General features: G+C 68.2%; 17 protein-coding genes. All 17 read left to right on the forward strand.

Translation table 11 applies throughout. The features are described 5' to 3' along the window. Positions 1-115 precede the first annotated feature (115 nt). The 17 genes from F1640_RS15260 to trbJ all read left to right on the forward strand — a co-directional run bounded on the left by F1640_RS15260 (position 116) and on the right by trbJ (position 16,498). Entirely contained in the window at positions 116-382 is a 267-nt protein-coding gene (locus tag F1640_RS15260) for an AlpA family transcriptional regulator (protein ID WP_060977333.1), read from the forward strand. Beyond that, a complete protein-coding gene (locus tag F1640_RS15265) occupies positions 382-1,260 on the forward strand; it encodes a replication initiator protein A (protein ID WP_060977362.1) in 879 nt (292 codons plus the stop codon). Before F1640_RS15260 ends, F1640_RS15265 begins: the two co-directional genes overlap by 1 nt. Positions 1,261-1,564: 304 nt before the next feature. Further along, a complete protein-coding gene (locus F1640_RS15270) occupies positions 1,565-2,713 on the forward strand; it encodes a phosphoadenosine phosphosulfate reductase family protein (protein ID WP_060977334.1) in 1,149 nt (382 codons plus the stop codon). Next, positions 2,710-4,053, forward strand: a complete 1,344-nt coding sequence (locus F1640_RS15275; RefSeq protein ID WP_062346144.1) for a DNA cytosine methyltransferase — start codon at positions 2,710-2,712, stop codon at positions 4,051-4,053. The genes F1640_RS15270 and F1640_RS15275 overlap by 4 nt, the downstream gene beginning before the upstream one ends. Beyond that, positions 4,050-4,637: a DUF2840 domain-containing protein gene (locus F1640_RS15280; protein ID WP_082730629.1), complete on the forward strand. Its 588-nt coding sequence runs from the start codon at positions 4,050-4,052 to the stop codon at positions 4,635-4,637. Before F1640_RS15275 ends, F1640_RS15280 begins: the two co-directional genes overlap by 4 nt. Then, positions 4,634-5,212, forward strand: a complete 579-nt coding sequence (locus F1640_RS15285) for a S26 family signal peptidase (RefSeq protein ID WP_060977336.1) — start codon at positions 4,634-4,636, stop codon at positions 5,210-5,212. The genes F1640_RS15280 and F1640_RS15285 overlap by 4 nt, the downstream gene beginning before the upstream one ends. Beyond that, positions 5,193-5,525 carry a DUF736 domain-containing protein gene (locus F1640_RS15290; protein ID WP_060977337.1) on the forward strand — a complete coding sequence of 111 codons (333 nt, stop codon included), beginning with the start codon at positions 5,193-5,195 and terminating at the stop codon, positions 5,523-5,525. Before F1640_RS15285 ends, F1640_RS15290 begins: the two co-directional genes overlap by 20 nt. 3 nt (positions 5,526-5,528) lie before the next feature. Then, on the forward strand, positions 5,529-6,416 hold the full coding sequence (locus F1640_RS15295) for a lytic transglycosylase domain-containing protein (RefSeq protein ID WP_060977338.1): 888 nt from the start codon (positions 5,529-5,531) through the stop codon (positions 6,414-6,416). Beyond that, positions 6,413-6,994, forward strand: a complete 582-nt coding sequence (locus F1640_RS15300; RefSeq protein ID WP_060977339.1) for a hypothetical protein — start codon at positions 6,413-6,415, stop codon at positions 6,992-6,994. Before F1640_RS15295 ends, F1640_RS15300 begins: the two co-directional genes overlap by 4 nt. A gap of 238 nt (positions 6,995-7,232) precedes the next feature. Then, positions 7,233-8,999 carry a DUF3363 domain-containing protein gene (locus tag F1640_RS15305; protein WP_060977340.1) on the forward strand — a complete coding sequence of 589 codons (1,767 nt, stop codon included), beginning with the start codon at positions 7,233-7,235 and terminating at the stop codon, positions 8,997-8,999. A gap of 15 nt (positions 9,000-9,014) precedes the next feature. Further along, complete coding sequence (locus F1640_RS15310; protein ID WP_060977341.1) at positions 9,015-11,000, forward strand: conjugal transfer protein TraG; 1,986 nt, start codon at positions 9,015-9,017, stop codon at positions 10,998-11,000. 9 nt (positions 11,001-11,009) lie between these two features. Further along, entirely contained in the window at positions 11,010-11,438 is a 429-nt protein-coding gene (locus F1640_RS15315; protein ID WP_060977342.1) for a CopG family transcriptional regulator, read from the forward strand. A 228-nt stretch (positions 11,439-11,666) separates the two neighbouring features. Then, positions 11,667-12,653 carry a P-type conjugative transfer ATPase TrbB gene (gene trbB / locus F1640_RS15320; RefSeq protein ID WP_060977343.1) on the forward strand — a complete coding sequence of 329 codons (987 nt, stop codon included), beginning with the start codon at positions 11,667-11,669 and terminating at the stop codon, positions 12,651-12,653. A gap of 26 nt (positions 12,654-12,679) precedes the next feature. Next, a complete protein-coding gene (locus F1640_RS15325; RefSeq protein ID WP_060977344.1) occupies positions 12,680-13,018 on the forward strand; it encodes a TrbC/VirB2 family protein in 339 nt (112 codons plus the stop codon). Continuing rightward, positions 13,015-13,296, forward strand: coding sequence for a VirB3 family type IV secretion system protein (locus F1640_RS15330; protein ID WP_021244356.1), 282 nt, complete (start codon positions 13,015-13,017; stop codon positions 13,294-13,296). Before F1640_RS15325 ends, F1640_RS15330 begins: the two co-directional genes overlap by 4 nt. Beyond that, a complete protein-coding gene (gene trbE, locus F1640_RS15335; protein ID WP_060977345.1) occupies positions 13,293-15,782 on the forward strand; it encodes a conjugal transfer protein TrbE in 2,490 nt (829 codons plus the stop codon). Before F1640_RS15330 ends, trbE begins: the two co-directional genes overlap by 4 nt. Continuing rightward, entirely contained in the window at positions 15,779-16,498 is a 720-nt protein-coding gene (gene trbJ / locus F1640_RS15340; RefSeq protein WP_060977346.1) for a P-type conjugative transfer protein TrbJ, read from the forward strand. Before trbE ends, trbJ begins: the two co-directional genes overlap by 4 nt. Position 16,499: the final 1 nt, after the last annotated feature.

The raw sequence follows: 16,499 nt of genomic DNA on the forward strand, positions 1-16,499 counted from the left end.
TGACAGCGGCCGGGGGGTGGTCACATCGGCGCAGCTGCGAATCTTCGTTCCCCACCCTGCCGTGAGCACTTCGCCATGATCGCCTCCTGCCACCCCGCCTCGCAGGAGACGCCCCTTGTCCCGACCGCCCGTGACCCTTCCGCCCCGCTACCTGCGGACCCCCGAGGCGGCGCGCTTCCTTGGCCTTTCCGGCCGCACGCTTGAGAAGCACCGCTATTTCGGGAGCGGCCCGGCCTATCGCCGGATCGGCGGACGGGTGGTCTATTCGGTCGACGACCTGCGCGCCTGGGCCGACCTCGGCACCAAATATTCCACGTCCGACCCCGGCCAGAACGATCTCATGCCGCAGCGGGATGCGGCGATCACGCAGAGCCGCCGATGATGCCGCGCACCGCCTCCCGTTCCGGCGAGCGCGCCCAACTCGCGCTGTTCCCCTCGCTCGGGCGCGATATCGCGCCGCGCGATGCCCAGGACCTCATGGCCTGGCCGTTCTTCAGCCTCGCCAAGCGCAGGCGGGTGACGCCGATCGATTTCCGCATGGGCGCGACCTGGATATCGGTCGAGGCCGTGCCCGAACATGGCATGGCGACCATATGGGACGCCGACGTGCTGATATGGGCGGCGAGCCAGATCGTCGCCGCGCGCGACGCGGGGCTGCCGACCTCGCGCCTGATGGCGACGACGCCGCACGAAATCCTCACATTCACCGGACGAGGCACCGGCAAGGATCATTATGACCGGCTGAAGGCCGCGCTCGACCGGCTGCAATCCACCACGGTCGCCACCTCGATCCGCCAGCAGCACCAGCGGCGACGCCATCGCTTCTCGTGGATCAACGAGTGGCAGGAACGGCTCGACGGCGACGGCCGTCCGCTTGGACTGGAGCTGATCCTGCCGGACTGGTTCTATGCCGGCGTCGTCGACCGCACGTTCGTGCTCACCATCGACCGGGCCTATTTCGACCTAACGGGCGGGCTGGAACGCTGGCTCTACCGGATCGTGCGCAAGCATGGCGGCCAGCAGGAAGGCGGCTGGAGCTTCGACGTCCCGCACCTTCACCTGAAATCCGGCGCGCTCTCGCCCTTGAAGCAGTTCGCGTTCGAGCTGCGCGCCATCGTGCAGCGCCAGTCGCTGCCGGGCTACGCGCTGGCGATCGAGCGGGCGTTCGGCCGCGAGCGGCTGACCTTCGCGCCCGTGCCCGCCGATCCGTTCGAGAAGGCGGCGCGGGTCATGGGGCTGGCTGTGGATAACCGGCCATGAGACTCGGCCTATTGAAAACCGCCGGACTCGGCCGATTAAAAACCGCTGACTCGGCCTATAAAAAACCGGACCTCCGCACAAGCTTCTGGAATCGCTCGCGGAATCGGCTCTCTTCTAACTATGCTAACAGTAAAGAATACTTCGTATTCTTTCTAACGCGCTTTGGTGCTGTGGATAATTCGCGAGACGACGCGAAGTATCGGGCAGTAAATCCGCCGTCTCCCCTACGCTATACTACTACGCCTTTTGCGTGCGGCGATCAATCCCGGCACCGTGTTACGCGGCGCGGGCCGGAACCGCGGCCATGATCGCCGCCCAGCACTTCGGCAGCATCTCGGGCGGCAAGGACAGCCAGGCCGTCCTTTGCCGGATGGTCGAGCGGATCGAGCGCAGGGGGCTTGCCGCGTTCGGCAACCGCGCGCCGCGGTTCCTCTCGGCAGACAACGGCCACGAGAACCCGATCACGCTCGACCACATCGCGTATCTCGACGGCTGGCTGCGACAACGCACCGGCCTGTGTATCGAGACGGTCTCGGCGAACGACGTGCCGGGGCTCACAGACGCGGCGGCCTTCGCCCGCAAGCGCGCGATGCTGCGCGAGGAATGGTCGAAGGAGAAGCGGCGGACCCGCCATAAGGGCGCGTGCAACCAGCGCCGGGCCGCGTGGCAGGCAGGCAGGCTCACGAAAGGCCAATGGCTCGCCGCGTGCGAATGTCCCGTCCTGGTCTCGCCCCCGGTTCCCGATCATCTGATCGACCGCGCGCTCGAGCTGCTGCATCCCACCGGCATCCCGTTCCTCGACATGGCGATGCTGCACGGCCGGTTTCCCGGCACCAAAACGCGCTTCTGCACCGACGAGACCAAACTGATCCCGATGATGCATCGCAAGCGTCCGCTGCTCGATGCGGGGATCTCGGTCATCGACTGGATCGGCGAGCGCGCCGACGAAAGCCCGGCGCGGGCGAAGAAGCCGCCGATCCAGTCGGTGCGGCATCCCTCCGGCGCCCGCAAGGTGCTCTACCGGCCCATCTTTCGCTGGTCGGCGGCCGACGCCTTCGCCATCTCCGAGCGCCACGGACTCCGGCATAACCCGCTCTACACGATGGGGATGAGCCGGGTCGGCTGCTCGACCTGCATCATGGTTAGGAAGCGCGAACTGCGCGCCTGGGCCATGCGGTTTCCCGCGGAAGTCGATCGCGTGCGGGAGTGGGAACGGCTGGTCAGCCTCGTTTCGCGGCGCACCGCGATATCGGGAGCGCCGGCATCCCTGCTGCCCGCGCCGACCGTGCCCGGCGATCCCGCCGATCATGGACGTGCGACGATCGACAGGGCGATCGCGTGGTCGCGCACCAGCCGGGGCGGCCGCAACTACGACCTGTTCCTCGCGCAGGAGCAGCGCGACGCCGATGAGCACGGCCTGCTCTGCGACAGCGAATACGGGCTTTGCGAATGATGCGCGCGCTCGACCTGTTCAGCGCCGCGGCGGGCGGCTGGTCGCTCGGCCTGCACCGCGCCGGATTCGTCACCGTCGCCGCCTGCGAGATCGTCGAATGGCGCCGCATCCTCTACGCGGAGAACAATCCCCATGTCAGACTCTACGCGGATGTCCGGTCCCTCACGGCAGCTCGACTTGTTTCTGAACTTGGATTCCTGCCCGACATCATCGTCGGTTCGCCGCCGTGCCAGGACATCTCCAGCGCCAACACCAAAGGCAGGGGGATCGAAGGCGAACGGTCGGGCCTCTACCTCGAAGCCGTCCGGCTGGTCGGAGAGTGCCGCCCTCGCTGGTTCGCTTTTGAGAACAGCGCTAATCTGCGAACTCGCGGCGCTGACCGGCTGCTCCTTCTCCTGGAAACGCTCGGCTACGCCTGCGAACCGTGCGTGGTGGCTGCTGAAAATGTCGGCGCCAACCATGTCCGCAAGCGGTCCTGGCTTATCGGCTACGACCCAGGCCAGCTTGCCGACGCCGGTATCGCAATCCCAGCAAGGCGGCATCCGGCTGGAGGGTGGATCGGGCGCACGGACGGCCCTCAAGGAATCGGGTCTGTTCGACCTGTTTCGCGAGAACAGGCTGCCGACGCCGATGGCGACGGACGGGATGAGGGACGGCGCGGGCGGCGGCGCAGGATCGACATATCCGCTTCGCATGATCCTCGCGACGCCGCGCAAATCGGATGCGGACAAGGGCGGCCGGGGCGATGTGCTCAGCCAGTTGCAGGGCCATGCGAGCCGGCACGCGGGCATGATGCCGACGCCTGTCAAACCGAACGGCGGACGGAGATTGAGCCGGCAGGAGATCGAAACGGGACGCCGGGCGAACGGCGCGAAGGCGCAGATCGACACGCCGAACCTGTTGCGCCACGCGGCGGAAATCCTCCCCACCCCGACGAAGCGCGACAGCCGGATGGACGGCTGGAGTCCGGCCTACGATCGGCGGAAATCGCCGACGATGGACGCGGTGATGGACGGCGCGATGACGGATCGCGCGCCGGACAAATGGGCGGGCGCCCGCGCGCTGGCGGCGATGCTGCGGAGCCGTGGGCTGACTGGAACGGCGGCCTTGCCCATCACCTACGGCTGGATGATGGGCTTTCCGCCTGGGTGGCTGGCACGCGCGTTGCGATCGGCGCTGGAAAGCGGACGGCTGCGGCCAGCCTGATCGTCGAGGCGTTCGGCGACGCCGTTCTCCCGCAAATCCCCGAAGCCATCGGCCGCGCCATCCTGCGCACCGAAGCCGCGCTCGACGTCGTGCTCGGGCGAACCTCCCCCGACATCACCGGAGACGAACGATGAGCGATCCCGCGCATCCGCAGCGCATAGACTTCAGCGGGTTCGAAGCCGCGCTGCGCCGCCGCGCGGCGGAGCAGGCGCAGGCCGCCCGAACGCCGACAGAACCAACGGCGCTGGCATCGCGATCGCGGCTGACCGAAGTCGAACTGACCTGGATCGAAAAGAAGCTGGAGCACTGGATACGCTTCGGCCGCGTCGCGCAGGAACGCATCGTCACACGCCGGACGCGCGTCATGAGCTTCCGGCCGGGCGCGGTGTTTGCCTTCGTCCGCTGGACCGCCAACGACTATGGCACGATCGCCTCGCGCATCGACGTGGTGCGCGCGGTCACGCCGGGCGAGCCTTATACGACGCTGCCGTTCGTGCGGCCGGGCGGCGAAATCCTCCTGCACATCGAGAGCTGGCCCAAGGTCCAGCAGGTGCTCGCCGCGATCGACGCGGTGGAGACGGCGGGCGTCGATCCCTGCGACGCGGCGCCCGAGCACTGGCGCCACGTCCACAACCGCATCGCCGCGGGACACCAGCCGCGCCCTTACACGCTGGAGCGGCATCGCGCCTGGCTTCGCCGCAAGGAGATCGAAGGGTGACGCGCCGCCGCTACGTCATGGCGACGGCCACCGCCGCGTCCGCCTTCGCCGCGGCGTTCGTCGCGATCGCCGTCGCCGATCCTTTCCCGCGCGTGATCTGGAACGCCAGCGCCAGCGCGCCGATCGGGCTCTACCGCATCCATCCCGACCGCGATCCCGCTATCGGTGTGCTGGTCGCCGTCACGCCGCCCAAGCGGCTTTCCCGCTGGCTTTCGGCGCGCGGCTATCTGCCCGAGGGCGTGCCGCTGCTGAAGCATGTCGCCGCGAAAGCCGGGCAGCGCGTGTGCCGCATCGGCGCCGTGGTGAGCGTCGATAGCCAGTCCGTCGCCAGCGCCCGCGCGCGTGACGGCCGGGGCCGCCCGCTGCCGGTCTGGCGGGGCTGCCGCACACTGCAACCGGGCGAACTGCTGCTGCTCAACCCGTCCGTCCCCGACAGCCTCGACGGCCGCTATTTCGGCCCGCTGCCGGCGTCCGCCGTCATCGGCCGCGCGACGCCGCTGCATCTGCGCGCGCCGTCGCAATCGCCTTCCACCCCCGAAGCCAAGGAGATTGGCCATGCCGACGAATATCTTTGAACCCACCGCCAATGGCTATGCCGGGCGCGCCCGGTATTTCGGTGTCGACGAGCAGATCGTGCTGGTCGCGATCGATCCGGGCGACGCCGAGAACGCGCCCGATTACCGCGTCCACCTCGACGACGAGGACGGCCCGGAAGTCGGCGGCGCATGGAAACGGGTCGGCGAACGCGCGGGCAATTACATCGCGCTGGAGATCGACAGCCCGCTCTTCGGGGCGCCGTTCCGGCCGGTTCTGTTCCGCGCCGACGACGATGGCCGGACGTTCCGGCTGTCATGGAAGCGCCCCCGGCCGCGCGACGACCGGAGCTGATCGGTGGCTGTTTCGATCATCATCCCTTTGTTCGCGGAAAAGCCGCATCCCTCCGTCCCGCTCGGTCGCAGGCTGACCGGCGCGCGCAGCGAAGGTCAAGAGTCTGCCCCGGACTTGATCCGGGGGCGGCCCACGGCCGGCGCATCGCGCGCACCCTTTACCGCAGCGAGCACGCTGGCAGGCTGGCGTAAGAGCGGGGGCGGATTGGCCGTCCTGCTCGCGGCCCTGCTGCTGTCGTCCGGCATCGGGCCGAACGCTGTGCGGGCACAGGACACGCCGGCCGAACGCACGGCAGCCAGCCATCCCTATGCCGTTCACGTCGCCGACGCCGCGCGGCGCTTCGGCATCCCGGAAAGCTGGATATGGGCGGTGATGCGCGTCGAGAGCAACGGCGATGTCCGCGCGGTCTCGACGGCCGGGGCGATGGGCCTCATGCAGATCATGCCCGGCACCTGGGCGAGCTTGCGCGCGCGCCACGGGCTGGGACGCGATCCCTATGATGTGCGCGACAACATCATGGCGGGCGCGGCTTACCTGCGCGCGATGCACGACCGCTACGGCAACGCGATGGCAATGCTGGCGGCCTATAATGCGGGGCCGGGCCGCTACGACGAATATCTATCGCGCGGCCGTCCGCTGCCCGCCGAGACGCGCGCCTATCTCGCAAAGCTCGCGTCGATCATAGGCGGCGCGGACGACAGCCGGCTTGCTGCCGCACCGCCGTCCGATCCTTTTGCATGGCGCAGGGCTGCATTGTTCGCGGCGCGGCCGAACGGCGATCCGGCCGCACCGGAAACGTCGTCCGGCGAACGCGCGGCTGACATGCGCGCTGCGGTCGAACCGCCCGCGAACAGCCTGTTCGTCGCGCTGTCGGGGCGGAGGCAGCCGTGAAGATCGCCTATGCCGATCCGCCCTATATCGGCTGCGCGCATCTCTATCGCGATCATCCCGACTATGCGGGCGAGGTCGATCATCCCGCGCTGATCGAGCGGCTCCAGCGAGACTATGACGGCTGGATTTTGCATGCCGCCGCGACGCCGGAATCGGTCGCCGTGCTCGCGCCGCTCGTGCGCGAGACCGGCGCGCGGTGGATGGCCTGGGTGAAAGGCTTTGCCGCGTTCAAGCGCAACGTGCCGGTCGCTTATGCGTGGGAACCCGTCATCGTGAAGCCCGCGCGCAAGCCGGTCGTAAGCAAGCGGCTGGTCCTGCGTGACTGGATCGAATGCCCGATCACGCTGCGCCGTGGGCTTACCGGCGCGAAACCCGAAGTGGTCGCTCATTGGGCGTTCGAGACGGTCGCCGCGCGTCCCGACGACACGCTCGACGACCTGTTCCCCGGCACCGGCGCCGTCGCCGAAGCGTGGCGAACCTGGCGCCTCAAGTTCGCGCTGCCGGGCGATCCCGTTGCAGCGCCGCCGCGGCCGAATTGCACGGTGGCTGCACGTCGAGAGGCGAGCGGCGCGCCATGACCGCCCCCGTTTTCAGATTGCCCGGTTGGAAGGTGGAAGTGCCTGGAAGGGCAGGAAAAAGCCGAAGGAAGGGACGGCAAGATAGAAAGCGCGCCCCAAATTCGCTGAAAGCCTATGTCTTTCAACGATTTGGCGCGGGTACGTCGGTCGGCGAGCGTGCCGCTCGGAAGAAAAAAGCCAGCAAAATCAAAGCGCCGAATGGCACTATGGGCCATTTTCGGCGGAAAGCGGCCCGGCCGTGAGCGAGGACGAGGATTTCCGCGTCCGGCCGGGCAAGGTCAGGAACAGGGGAGCCGGCCAGGGCCGCAAGGCGCAAGGACTTGTCGTCCAGGTGCTCCGCGTCGCCGCGCGCAGCGGCGGAGGCCGGCGAACGGCCGGCTGGGGCGGATCGCGCCAGCGCGGGCAATCGAACTTCGGCCGTGGCCGCACGTCCTTCGCACGCAGCCGCCTGTTCGGATCGGGCCGGCGCGTGCTGGTCAAGATTGTCCCTGTCACCCGTTTCCACCGGAATGGACGGCCGAGGGCGCCGCTGTCCGCGCACATCGCCTATCTCAAGCGCGAGGGCGTCACCCGCGACGGATCGCCCGCGCGGATGTTCGACGCCAATGGCGATGGCGCCGACGATCGCGCCTTCGCCGATCGGTGCAAGGACGACCGGCATCATTTCAGGATCATCGTCTCGCCCGAGGATGCGGCGGACCTGTCGGACCTTCGCGAATATACCCGCGATCTCGTTCGCCAGATGGAAGCCGATCTCGGCACCAGGCTCGAATGGGTCGCGGTCGATCACTGGAACACCGACAACCCGCATGTCCATCTGCTGGTGCGCGGCGTCGATGACCATGGCGCCGACCTTGTCATCAACCGGGACTATATCAGCCACAATCTGCGCTCGCGCGCCGAAGAACTGGCCTGGGCCGAGCTGGGTCCGAAACCGGAGCATGAAATCCAGCGCGCGCTCGAACGCGAGGTAACGGCCGAACGCTGGACCAGGCTCGACGCCGAGATCGATCGCACGGCGGACGCACTCGGCGTCATCGACTTGCGCCCCCAGCAGCCCGGACTCGACGATCCCCAGGTCCGCCGCCTGATGATCGGCCGCTTGCAGCATCTGGAAACTATGGGGCTCGCAGCCGAGGCCGCGCCCGGTCAGTGGGCACTGGCGTCGGATGCGCAAGCCAGGTTGCGCGAGCTGGGCACGCGCGGCGACATCATCCGCACGATCGGCAAGGCGCTGAACGGTCGCGGCCTGCAGCGCCCGCTCGACACTTACGAGATCGTCAGCGCAGCGCCGCAAAAGCCCATCGTCGGCCGGTTGATCGACAAGGGGTTGCACGACGAGCTGCATGGCTCGGCCTATGCCGTGATCGACGGCATCGACGGGCGCACCCACCATGTCCGGCTTCCGGGCATCGAGGCGCTGGATCGCAGCCCGGATATCGGCGGCATCGTTGAGCTGCGCGCCGTCGGCCGGCCGGGCGATCCGAAGCCGTCCCTGTTCCTGGCGACGCGATCCGATCTCGACCTCGCGGCTCAGGTGAAGGCGAGAGGCGCGACCTGGCTCGATCATCGTCTGATCGAGCGCGGCCGTGGAGTGACGGCCGCCGGCTTCGGATCGGAGGTGCAGCGGGCGCTCGACCAGCGCACCGACCATCTCGTGCGCGAAGGACTGGCCCGCCGCTTCGGCAACCGCGTGGTCCTGCAAGGCAACCTGATCGAGACGCTTCGCCGCCGCGAACTGGACGCGACAGGTGCCGAGATCGCGGGCCGGACGGGGCTCGCCTACCGGCCTACCAATCCCGGCGACAAGGTCGCCGGCACATGCCGCCAGCGCCTCGCGCTCGCCTCCGGTCGCTTCGCGATGATCGACGACGGGTTGGGCTTCCGGCTCGTCCCCTGGTCGAACGACCTTGAACGCCAGCTCGGGCGCCAGATCGCGGGCATCGCCCGCAACGGCGGCGGCATCGGATGGTCATTGGGCCGCAAGCGCGGCCTCGCCCCCTGAAAGAAGGAGACTCTCATGCCCGCTACCAAAATCCTCTGGGGCCAGATCATCGCCGTCTTCCTGATCGTGGTCGCCGCGATCTGGAGCGCCACACAATGGACCGCGGCGGCGCTGGCGTATCAGCCCGAGCTTGGCGAACCCTGGTTCACGGCGCTCGGCTGGCCGGTCTATCCGCCCTACGCCTTCTTCTGGTGGTGGTTCAGCTACGACGCCTATGCGCCCGCCATCTTCCAGACCGGCGCCTGGATCGCCGCGTCGGGCGGCTTCGTGGCGGTCGCTGTCGCCATCGCCATGTCGGTCTGGCGCGCACGCGAGGCGAAGAACGCGGAAACCTATGGCTCGGCGCGCTGGGCGACCGAGGACGAGGTGCGTGCGGCCGGGCTGCTCGGCGACGACGGTGTGGTGCTCGGCAAGCTGGGCCGCGCCTATCTGCGCCACGACGGCCCCGAGCATGTGCTGTGCTATGCGCCGACCCGCAGCGGCAAGGGCGTCGGCCTCGTGATCCCCTCGCTTCTGACCTGGCCGGCATCGGCGATCGTTCATGACATCAAGGGCGAGAACTGGACGCTGACCGCGGGCTTCCGCGCGCAGCATGGCCGCGTGCTGCTGTTCGACCCGACCAACGCGGCGTCGGACGCCTACAACCCGCTGCTGGAGGTGCGGCGCGGCCAGTGGGAAGTCCGCGACGTGCAGAACGTGGCCGACGTGCTGGTCGATCCCGAAGGCAGCCTGGAGAAGCGCAACCACTGGGAGAAAACCAGCCACGCGTTGCTGGTCGGCGCGATCCTGCATGTTCTCTACGCCGAGCCCGACAAGACCCTGGCGGGTGTCGCCGCCTTCCTGTCCGACCCGGCGCGGACGATCGAGCAGACGCTGGCCGCGATGATGGCGACGCCCCATCTCGGCGAAGCCGGCGTGCATCCGGTGGTGGCCTCGGCCGCGCGCGAACTGCTCAACAAGAGCGACAACGAACGCTCGGGCGTGCTCTCGACCGCCATGTCGTTTCTCGGGCTTTACCGCGATCCCGTCGTCGCCCGGGTCACGCGCGCCTGCCACTGGCGCGTCATGGATCTCGTATCGGGCGAGCAGCCGGCGACGCTCTACCTCGTCATTCCCCCCAGCGACATCTCGCGGACCAAGCCGCTCATCCGCCTGATGCTCAACCAGATCGGGCGGCGGCTGACGGAGGAACTGCCGAGCGGCGCCAGGCGTCATCGCCTGCTGCTGATGCTCGACGAGTTTCCCGCGCTCGGGCGCCTGGACTTTTTCGAGAGCGCGCTGGCGTTCATGGCCGGCTATGGCCTGAAATCCTTCCTCATCGCGCAGTCGCTCAATCAGATCGAGAAAGCCTACGGGCAGGACAATGCGATCCTCGATAACTGCCATGTTCGGGTGAGCTTCGCGACCAACAACGAGAAGACGGGCGAGCGCGTGTCGAAGGCGCTCGGCACCAAGACTGAGATGCGCGCGATGAAGAACTACGCCGGGCACAGGCTCTCGCCCTGGCTCGGGCATCTGATGGTCTCGCGCTCCGAAACCGCCCGCCAGCTTCTGACCCAGGGCGAGGTCATGCAGCTGCCGCCCGACGAGGAAATCGTCATGGTGTCGGGCGTCCAGCCCATCCGCGCGAAGAAGGCTGCTTACTACGCCGATCCCCGTCTCGCCGCGCGGATCATGCCGCCGCCCGATCCGGCCGCATCGCCACCTCGGGAAATCCGTCCCGACGACTGGACGGGGCTCGCCGCTTCGGCCGATCCCGCCGAGATCGCGGCAATCATCCGGCGCCAGGAGGATGCCGCCAACAGCGGGCTGCGCCGCGAGCCCGAGCTTCCCGATCATGTCGCCATCGTGAAGGAGACGACGCCCGCACCGCCCGCGCAGGAGTTTTCCATCGTCGAGGACGAACCCGAGGATGCTGCGCGCCAGGCGGCGGCACGGCGGCGGATGCAGGGCGTCGCGCGGCAGGCGTCGCTCGATCCCGACGACGGCATCGAAATGTAGGAGATTCCCATGCGCGTGCGTCTCAACGTCTATTTTCCGCCCGAGCTGGCCCGTCAGGTCAGCGAGCTGGCGATCCGCCGCCGCATCTCGCGCTCGGCGATCGTGGAAGCCGCCGTCACCTCCTGGATGTCGCCGGACGGCGCCGACCGGATGGAGGCGGCCTTCGCCCGAAGGCTCGACCGGCTTTCGCGGCAGGTCCAGCGGCTCGAACGCAACACCGGCCTCACCACCGAGGCACTGGCGCTTTTCGTCCGCTTCTGGCTGGCGGTGACGCCGCCGCTGCCCGACGAGGATCAGGCGGCCGCCCAGGTCAAGGGCCGCAAGCGCTATGAGGGTTTTGTCGAGACGCTGGGCCGCCGCTACGCCAGCGGCAAGAGCCTGCTCGACGAAATACCGGAGGATATTGCAGGTCGTGACGGCGGCTCCACCGACACATGACAGTGCAGCGAACCAGCCGGGGCCGGCCATGCGCGAATCGGCCAGGTATCTTCACGAAATAGCGCGGGCGGAGAGCGGTGCTGAAAGCGTCAGACCGCAACGCGCACTTATCTGCCGCCGTCACTACTACGCCCTGACATAGTTGTTGCCTCGCGCGATTTCCTGTCTCTCTTGATGTGCCCCTGACGCCGGGCGGCGGTTCGCCCGGCCTAATTCAGGGGCCGTTTCTTGTCCGTCCAGCCGATCCGATCCGAAGCGAACACGCGCGGCGCGCGGATGCTGCGCACGGCGCTGGGGCCGTCGATCGCGGCCTGGCTCGACGATGCCGCCGTGATCGAGGTGATGCTGAACCCGGACGGACGGCTGTGGGTCGACCGGCTCGGCGAGGGCATCAGCGACACCGGCATGACGCTGGCCGCCGCTGACGGCGAGCGCATCGTCCGCCTGGTCGCGCATCATGTCGGCGTCGAGGTTCATGCCCGGTCCCCGCGCGTCTCCGCCGAGCTGCCCGAAGGGGGCGAGCGGTTCGAGGGGCTGCTGCCGCCCGTCGTCGCGGCCCCGGCCTTCGCCATCCGCAAGCCCGCCGTCGCGGTGTTCACGCTCGACGACTATGCGGCCGCCGGGATCATGTCGGCGGCCGAGGCGGCGGCATGCCGCGATGGCGTCGCCGCTCGCGCCAACATCCTCGTGGCGGGCGGCACCGGCAGTGGCAAGACCACGCTGGTCAATGCGCTGCTGGTGGAAGTCGCCAAGACCACCGACCGTATCGTCCTGATTGAGGACACGCGGGAGCTGCAATGCGCCGCGCCGAACCTCGTCGCCATGCGCACGAAGGATGGCGTCGTCTCGCTGTCCGATCTCGTCCGGTCCTCGCTGCGCCTGCGCCCTGATCGCATCCCGATCGGCGAGGTGCGCGGCGCCGAGGCGCTCGATCTCCTCAAAGCCTGGGGCACCGGCCATCCGGGCGGCATCGGCACGATCCACGCCGGAACCGCGCTCGGCGCGCTGCGCCGTATGGAGCAGCTCATTCAGGAGGCCGTCGTCACGGTCCCGCGCGCGCTGCTGGCCGAGACCATCGACCTGATCGCCGTGCTCGTCCGCGACGGGCACGGCCGCCGCCTCGCCGAGCTGGCCCGCGTCGAAGGGCTCGACGCCGCGACCGGCGACTACCGCCTCACGCCGCTCACCACCCCCCAGACCGGAGACCTGCCATGACCAACGACGCCACGCCTCTCAGGACCATGAAGGGCCGCCTGCTCGGCGGCACCGTGCTCGACCGCCTCGGCCATATCGGCATCACCGCGGCCGGGCTGCTCTACGCGATGCCCGCCCATGCGGGCGGATCGTCGATGCCGTGGGAGGCGCCGCTCCAGTCTATCCTCGAAAGCATCGAGGGGCCGGTCGCCAAGATCATCGCGGTGATGATTATCATCGTGACCGGGCTGACCCTGGCCTTCGGCGATACGTCGGGCGGGGCACGGCGGATGATCCAGATCGTGTTCGGTCTGTCGATCGCGTTCGCCGCGTCGAGCTTCTTCCTCTCGTTCTTTTCCTTCGGTGGCGGAGCGATGGTCGCATGACCGGCGCGGCCGATCATGGCGAGCCCATCGCGGGCTACTTCGCGCCGGTCCACCGGGCGCTGACCGAGCCGATATTGCTCGGAGGCGCCCCGCGCTCGCTCGCCATCGTCAACGGGACGCTGGCAGGCGCGATCGGGCTGGGCCTGCGCCTCTGGATCGCCGGCCTCGCGATATGGGCGATCGGCCATGCGCTCTCGGTATGGGCCGCGCGGCGCGATCCCCAGTTCGTCGACGTGGCCCGCCGCCACCTCCGCTACCCGACATGGATGCAGCCATGATGAGCTTGCGCGAATACAGGAACGGCGCCGCGCATCTCGCCGACTTCCTGCCCTGGGCCGCGCTGGTCGGGACAAGCGTCGTTCTCAACAAGGACGGCAGCTTTCAGCGCACCGCCCGTTTTCGGGGACCGGACCTTGATTCCGCCACGCCAGCCGAGCTGGTCGCCACCACGGCGCGGCTCAACAATGCGCTGCGCCGTCTCGGCTCGGGCTGGGCAATCTTCGTCGAAGCGCAGCGCACGCCCGCGCTCGACTATCCGGAATCGGACTTTCCCGATCCGGTCTCGGCGCTGGTCGATATGGAGCGGCGCGAACAGTTTCGCGAAGAAGGCGCGCATTTCGAGAGCGACTATTATCTGACGCTCCTCTGGATGCCACCGGCCGAGGACGCCGCCCGCGCCGAAACCTGGCTCTATGAAGGCCGTTCCGGCACGGGCGTCGATCCGTGGGAATTGCTCCAGAGCTTTACCGATCGCAGCGACCGGGTGCTCAATCTGGTCGAGGGCTTCGTGCCCGAGGTTTGCTGGCTCGATGACGGCGAGACGCTGACTTACCTGCACAGCACGATCTCGACCCGGCGCCAGCGCGTGCGCGTGCCGGAAACGCCGATGCATCTCGACGCGCTGCTCGCCGACGAGCCGCTGACCGGCGGGCTGGAGCCGAAACTCGGCGACCATCATCTGCGCACGCTGACGATCACGGGATTCCCGAGCGTCACCTTCCCCGGCCTGCTCGACGAACTGAACCGGCTCGCCTTCGAGTATCGCTGGTCGACCCGCGCGATCATGCTCGACAAGACCGACGCGACGAAGCTGCTGACCCGCATCCGCCGCCAATGGTTCGCCAAGCGCAAAAGCGTTGCTGCGATCCTCAAGGAAGTGATGACCAACGAGGCATCGACGCTGCTCGACAGCGATGCCTCGAACAAGGCGGCCGACGCCGACACTGCCTTGCAGGAGCTGGGCGCCGACTACGCCGGCATGGCCTATGTCACCGCCAGCGTGACGGTGTGGGACCGCGATCCCGCCATTGCGGCTGAAAAGCTGCGGCTGGTCGAAAAGGTCATCCAGGGTCGCGACTTCACCGTGATCCCCGAGGGCATGAACGCGATCGAGGCGTGGCTTGGGAGCCTCCCCGGCCACACCTATGCCAACGTCCGCCAGCCTCCGATTTCCACCATCAATCTCGCCCACCTGATCCCCCTGTCAGCAGTATGGGCGGGGCCGGAACGGGACGAGCATTTCGGTGCGCCCCCCTTGCTTTATGGCAAGACCGAAGGCTCGACCCCGTTCCGGTTTTCCCTTCATGTCGGCGATGTCGGGCACACCCTCATCGTCGGGCCGACCGGCTCCGGCAAGTCGGTGCTGCTTGCACTGATGGCGATGCAATTTCGCCGCTACGAGAACGCGCAGGTCTTCGCCTTCGATTTCGGCGGCAGCATCCGCGCGGCTGCGATCGGTATGGGCGGCGACTGGCAGGATCTCGGCGGGATGCTCGCCGACGAGGCCGGGGACGGCGTGCAGCTCCAACCGCTCGCCCATATTGACGACCCAGCCGAACGCGCCTGGGCCGCCGAATGGCTGGCGGCGATCCTCGCATCCGAGAATGTGACCGTCGACCCGCAGGCCAAGGAGCATATCTGGTCGGCGCTGACCTCGCTCGCCACCGCGCCGATCGCGGAACGGACCCTGACGGGCCTTGCCGTCCTGCTCCAGAGCCAGCAGCTCAAGCAGGCGCTCGCGCCCTGGTGCGTGGGCGGAGCATGGGGCCGGCTGCTCGATGCCGAGACCGAGCGGCTTGGCGAGGCCACCGTTCAGGTGTTCGAGACCGAAGGCTTGATGGAAAGCGGCGCGGCCCCGGCCGTCCTGTCCTACCTGTTTCACCGCATCGCGGGGCGGCTCGACGGCAGCCCGACGCTCATCGTCATCGACGAGGGCTGGCTGGCGCTGGGATCGCCCGCGTTCGCCAAACAGCTTTCGGAATGGCTGGTGACGCTGCGTAAGAAGAACGCCAGCGTCATCTTCGCCACCCAGTCGCTCGCGCAGATCGAGGGCAGCACGATCGCGCCCGCCATCGTCGAGAGCTGTCCGACCCGGATATTCCTGCCGAACGAACGCGCGGTCGAACCGCAGATCGCGGTGATCTACGAGCGGTTCGGGCTCAACGCCCGCCAGATCGAAATCCTGAGCCGGGCGACGCCGAAGCGCGATTATTACTGCCAGTCAAGGCGCGGCAACCGCCTGTTCGAGCTGGGGCTTGGCGAGGTCGCGCTGGCCTTCGCCGCCGCCTCTTCCAAGACCGATCAGCGCCGGATCGCGGAGCTGGTGGAGGCGCATGGCGCGCCTGCCTTCGCGGCCGAATGGCTGCGTCACCGCGGCTGCGCCTGGGCGGTCGAGCTTCTTCCCGAACCTCAACCCGATCCGCTGGCCGGAAACCGGGAAGATACCGGCCAGCTCCCCCTTGCCTTGAAGGACATGATCCCATGAAAGCCACCATCCTGCGCCGCGCCATGCTGGCCGGCGCGATCGCCACGTCCGGCATGATCGGCACCACCGCCGCGACGCCCGCGCACGCCCAGTTCGGCGGGATCGTCTATGACCCGACCAATTACGCCCAAAACGTGCTGACCGCCGCCCGGTCGCTCCAGCAGATCAACAACCAGATTCAGCAAATTCAGCAGCAGGCGACGAGCCTCATCAACGAGGCGCGCAATCTCGCTTCGCTGCCGCTCTCGACGGTCGACGTTCTCCAGCAGCAGGTCCGGCAGACGCAGCAGCTGCTTAGGCAGGCCCAGCGCATCGCCTACGATGTCCGGGACATCCAGAGCGCCTTCACCGACCGTTACAAGGGCACCGCGCTCACCGGCACCAACGCCCAGATGATCGCCAATGCGAACGCGCGCTGGGAGGACAGCGTCGGCGCGTTCCAGGACTCCTTGCAGGTGCAGGCCGGCGTCGTCGGTAATATCGAGGGCGCGCGCACCACGATGAACAGCCTGGTCTCGGCCAGTCAGTCGGCGACCGGCGCGCTCCAGGCCGCGCAGGCGGGCAACCAGCTTCTCGCCCTGCAATCGCAGCAGCTCGCCGACCTCACCGCCGCCGTCGCGGCGCAGGGACGGGCGCAGTCGCTCGACGCCGCGCGGCAGGCCGCGATCGAGGCGGAGGGGCGCGAACGCTTCCGCCGCTTCTTCGGCCGCGACTGAC

Origin of the sequence: Novosphingobium sp. NBM11, from assembly GCF_015390225.1 — a bacterium.
Classification (GTDB): domain Bacteria; phylum Pseudomonadota; class Alphaproteobacteria; order Sphingomonadales; family Sphingomonadaceae; genus Novosphingobium.

Excerpts from the sequence above, each read along its gene's own strand:
- F1640_RS15290 (WP_060977337.1), top strand. The coding sequence starts at position 5,193 with ATGCCGACGAATATCTTTGAACCCACCGCCAATGGCTATGCCGGGCGC.
- F1640_RS15280 (WP_082730629.1), top strand. The coding sequence starts at position 4,050 with ATGAGCGATCCCGCGCATCCGCAGCGCATAGACTTCAGCGGGTTCGAA.
- F1640_RS15325 (WP_060977344.1), top strand. The coding sequence starts at position 12,680 with ATGAAGGGCCGCCTGCTCGGCGGCACCGTGCTCGACCGCCTCGGCCAT.
- F1640_RS15270 (WP_060977334.1), top strand. The coding sequence starts at position 1,565 with ATGATCGCCGCCCAGCACTTCGGCAGCATCTCGGGCGGCAAGGACAGC.
- trbE (WP_060977345.1), top strand. The coding sequence starts at position 13,293 with ATGATGAGCTTGCGCGAATACAGGAACGGCGCCGCGCATCTCGCCGAC.
- F1640_RS15330 (WP_021244356.1), top strand. The coding sequence starts at position 13,015 with ATGACCGGCGCGGCCGATCATGGCGAGCCCATCGCGGGCTACTTCGCG.
- trbJ (WP_060977346.1), top strand. The coding sequence starts at position 15,779 with ATGAAAGCCACCATCCTGCGCCGCGCCATGCTGGCCGGCGCGATCGCC.
- F1640_RS15310 (WP_060977341.1), top strand. The coding sequence starts at position 9,015 with ATGCCCGCTACCAAAATCCTCTGGGGCCAGATCATCGCCGTCTTCCTG.
- F1640_RS15315 (WP_060977342.1), top strand. The coding sequence starts at position 11,010 with ATGCGCGTGCGTCTCAACGTCTATTTTCCGCCCGAGCTGGCCCGTCAG.
- F1640_RS15275 (WP_062346144.1), top strand. The coding sequence starts at position 2,710 with ATGATGCGCGCGCTCGACCTGTTCAGCGCCGCGGCGGGCGGCTGGTCG.
- F1640_RS15265 (WP_060977362.1), top strand. The coding sequence starts at position 382 with ATGCCGCGCACCGCCTCCCGTTCCGGCGAGCGCGCCCAACTCGCGCTG.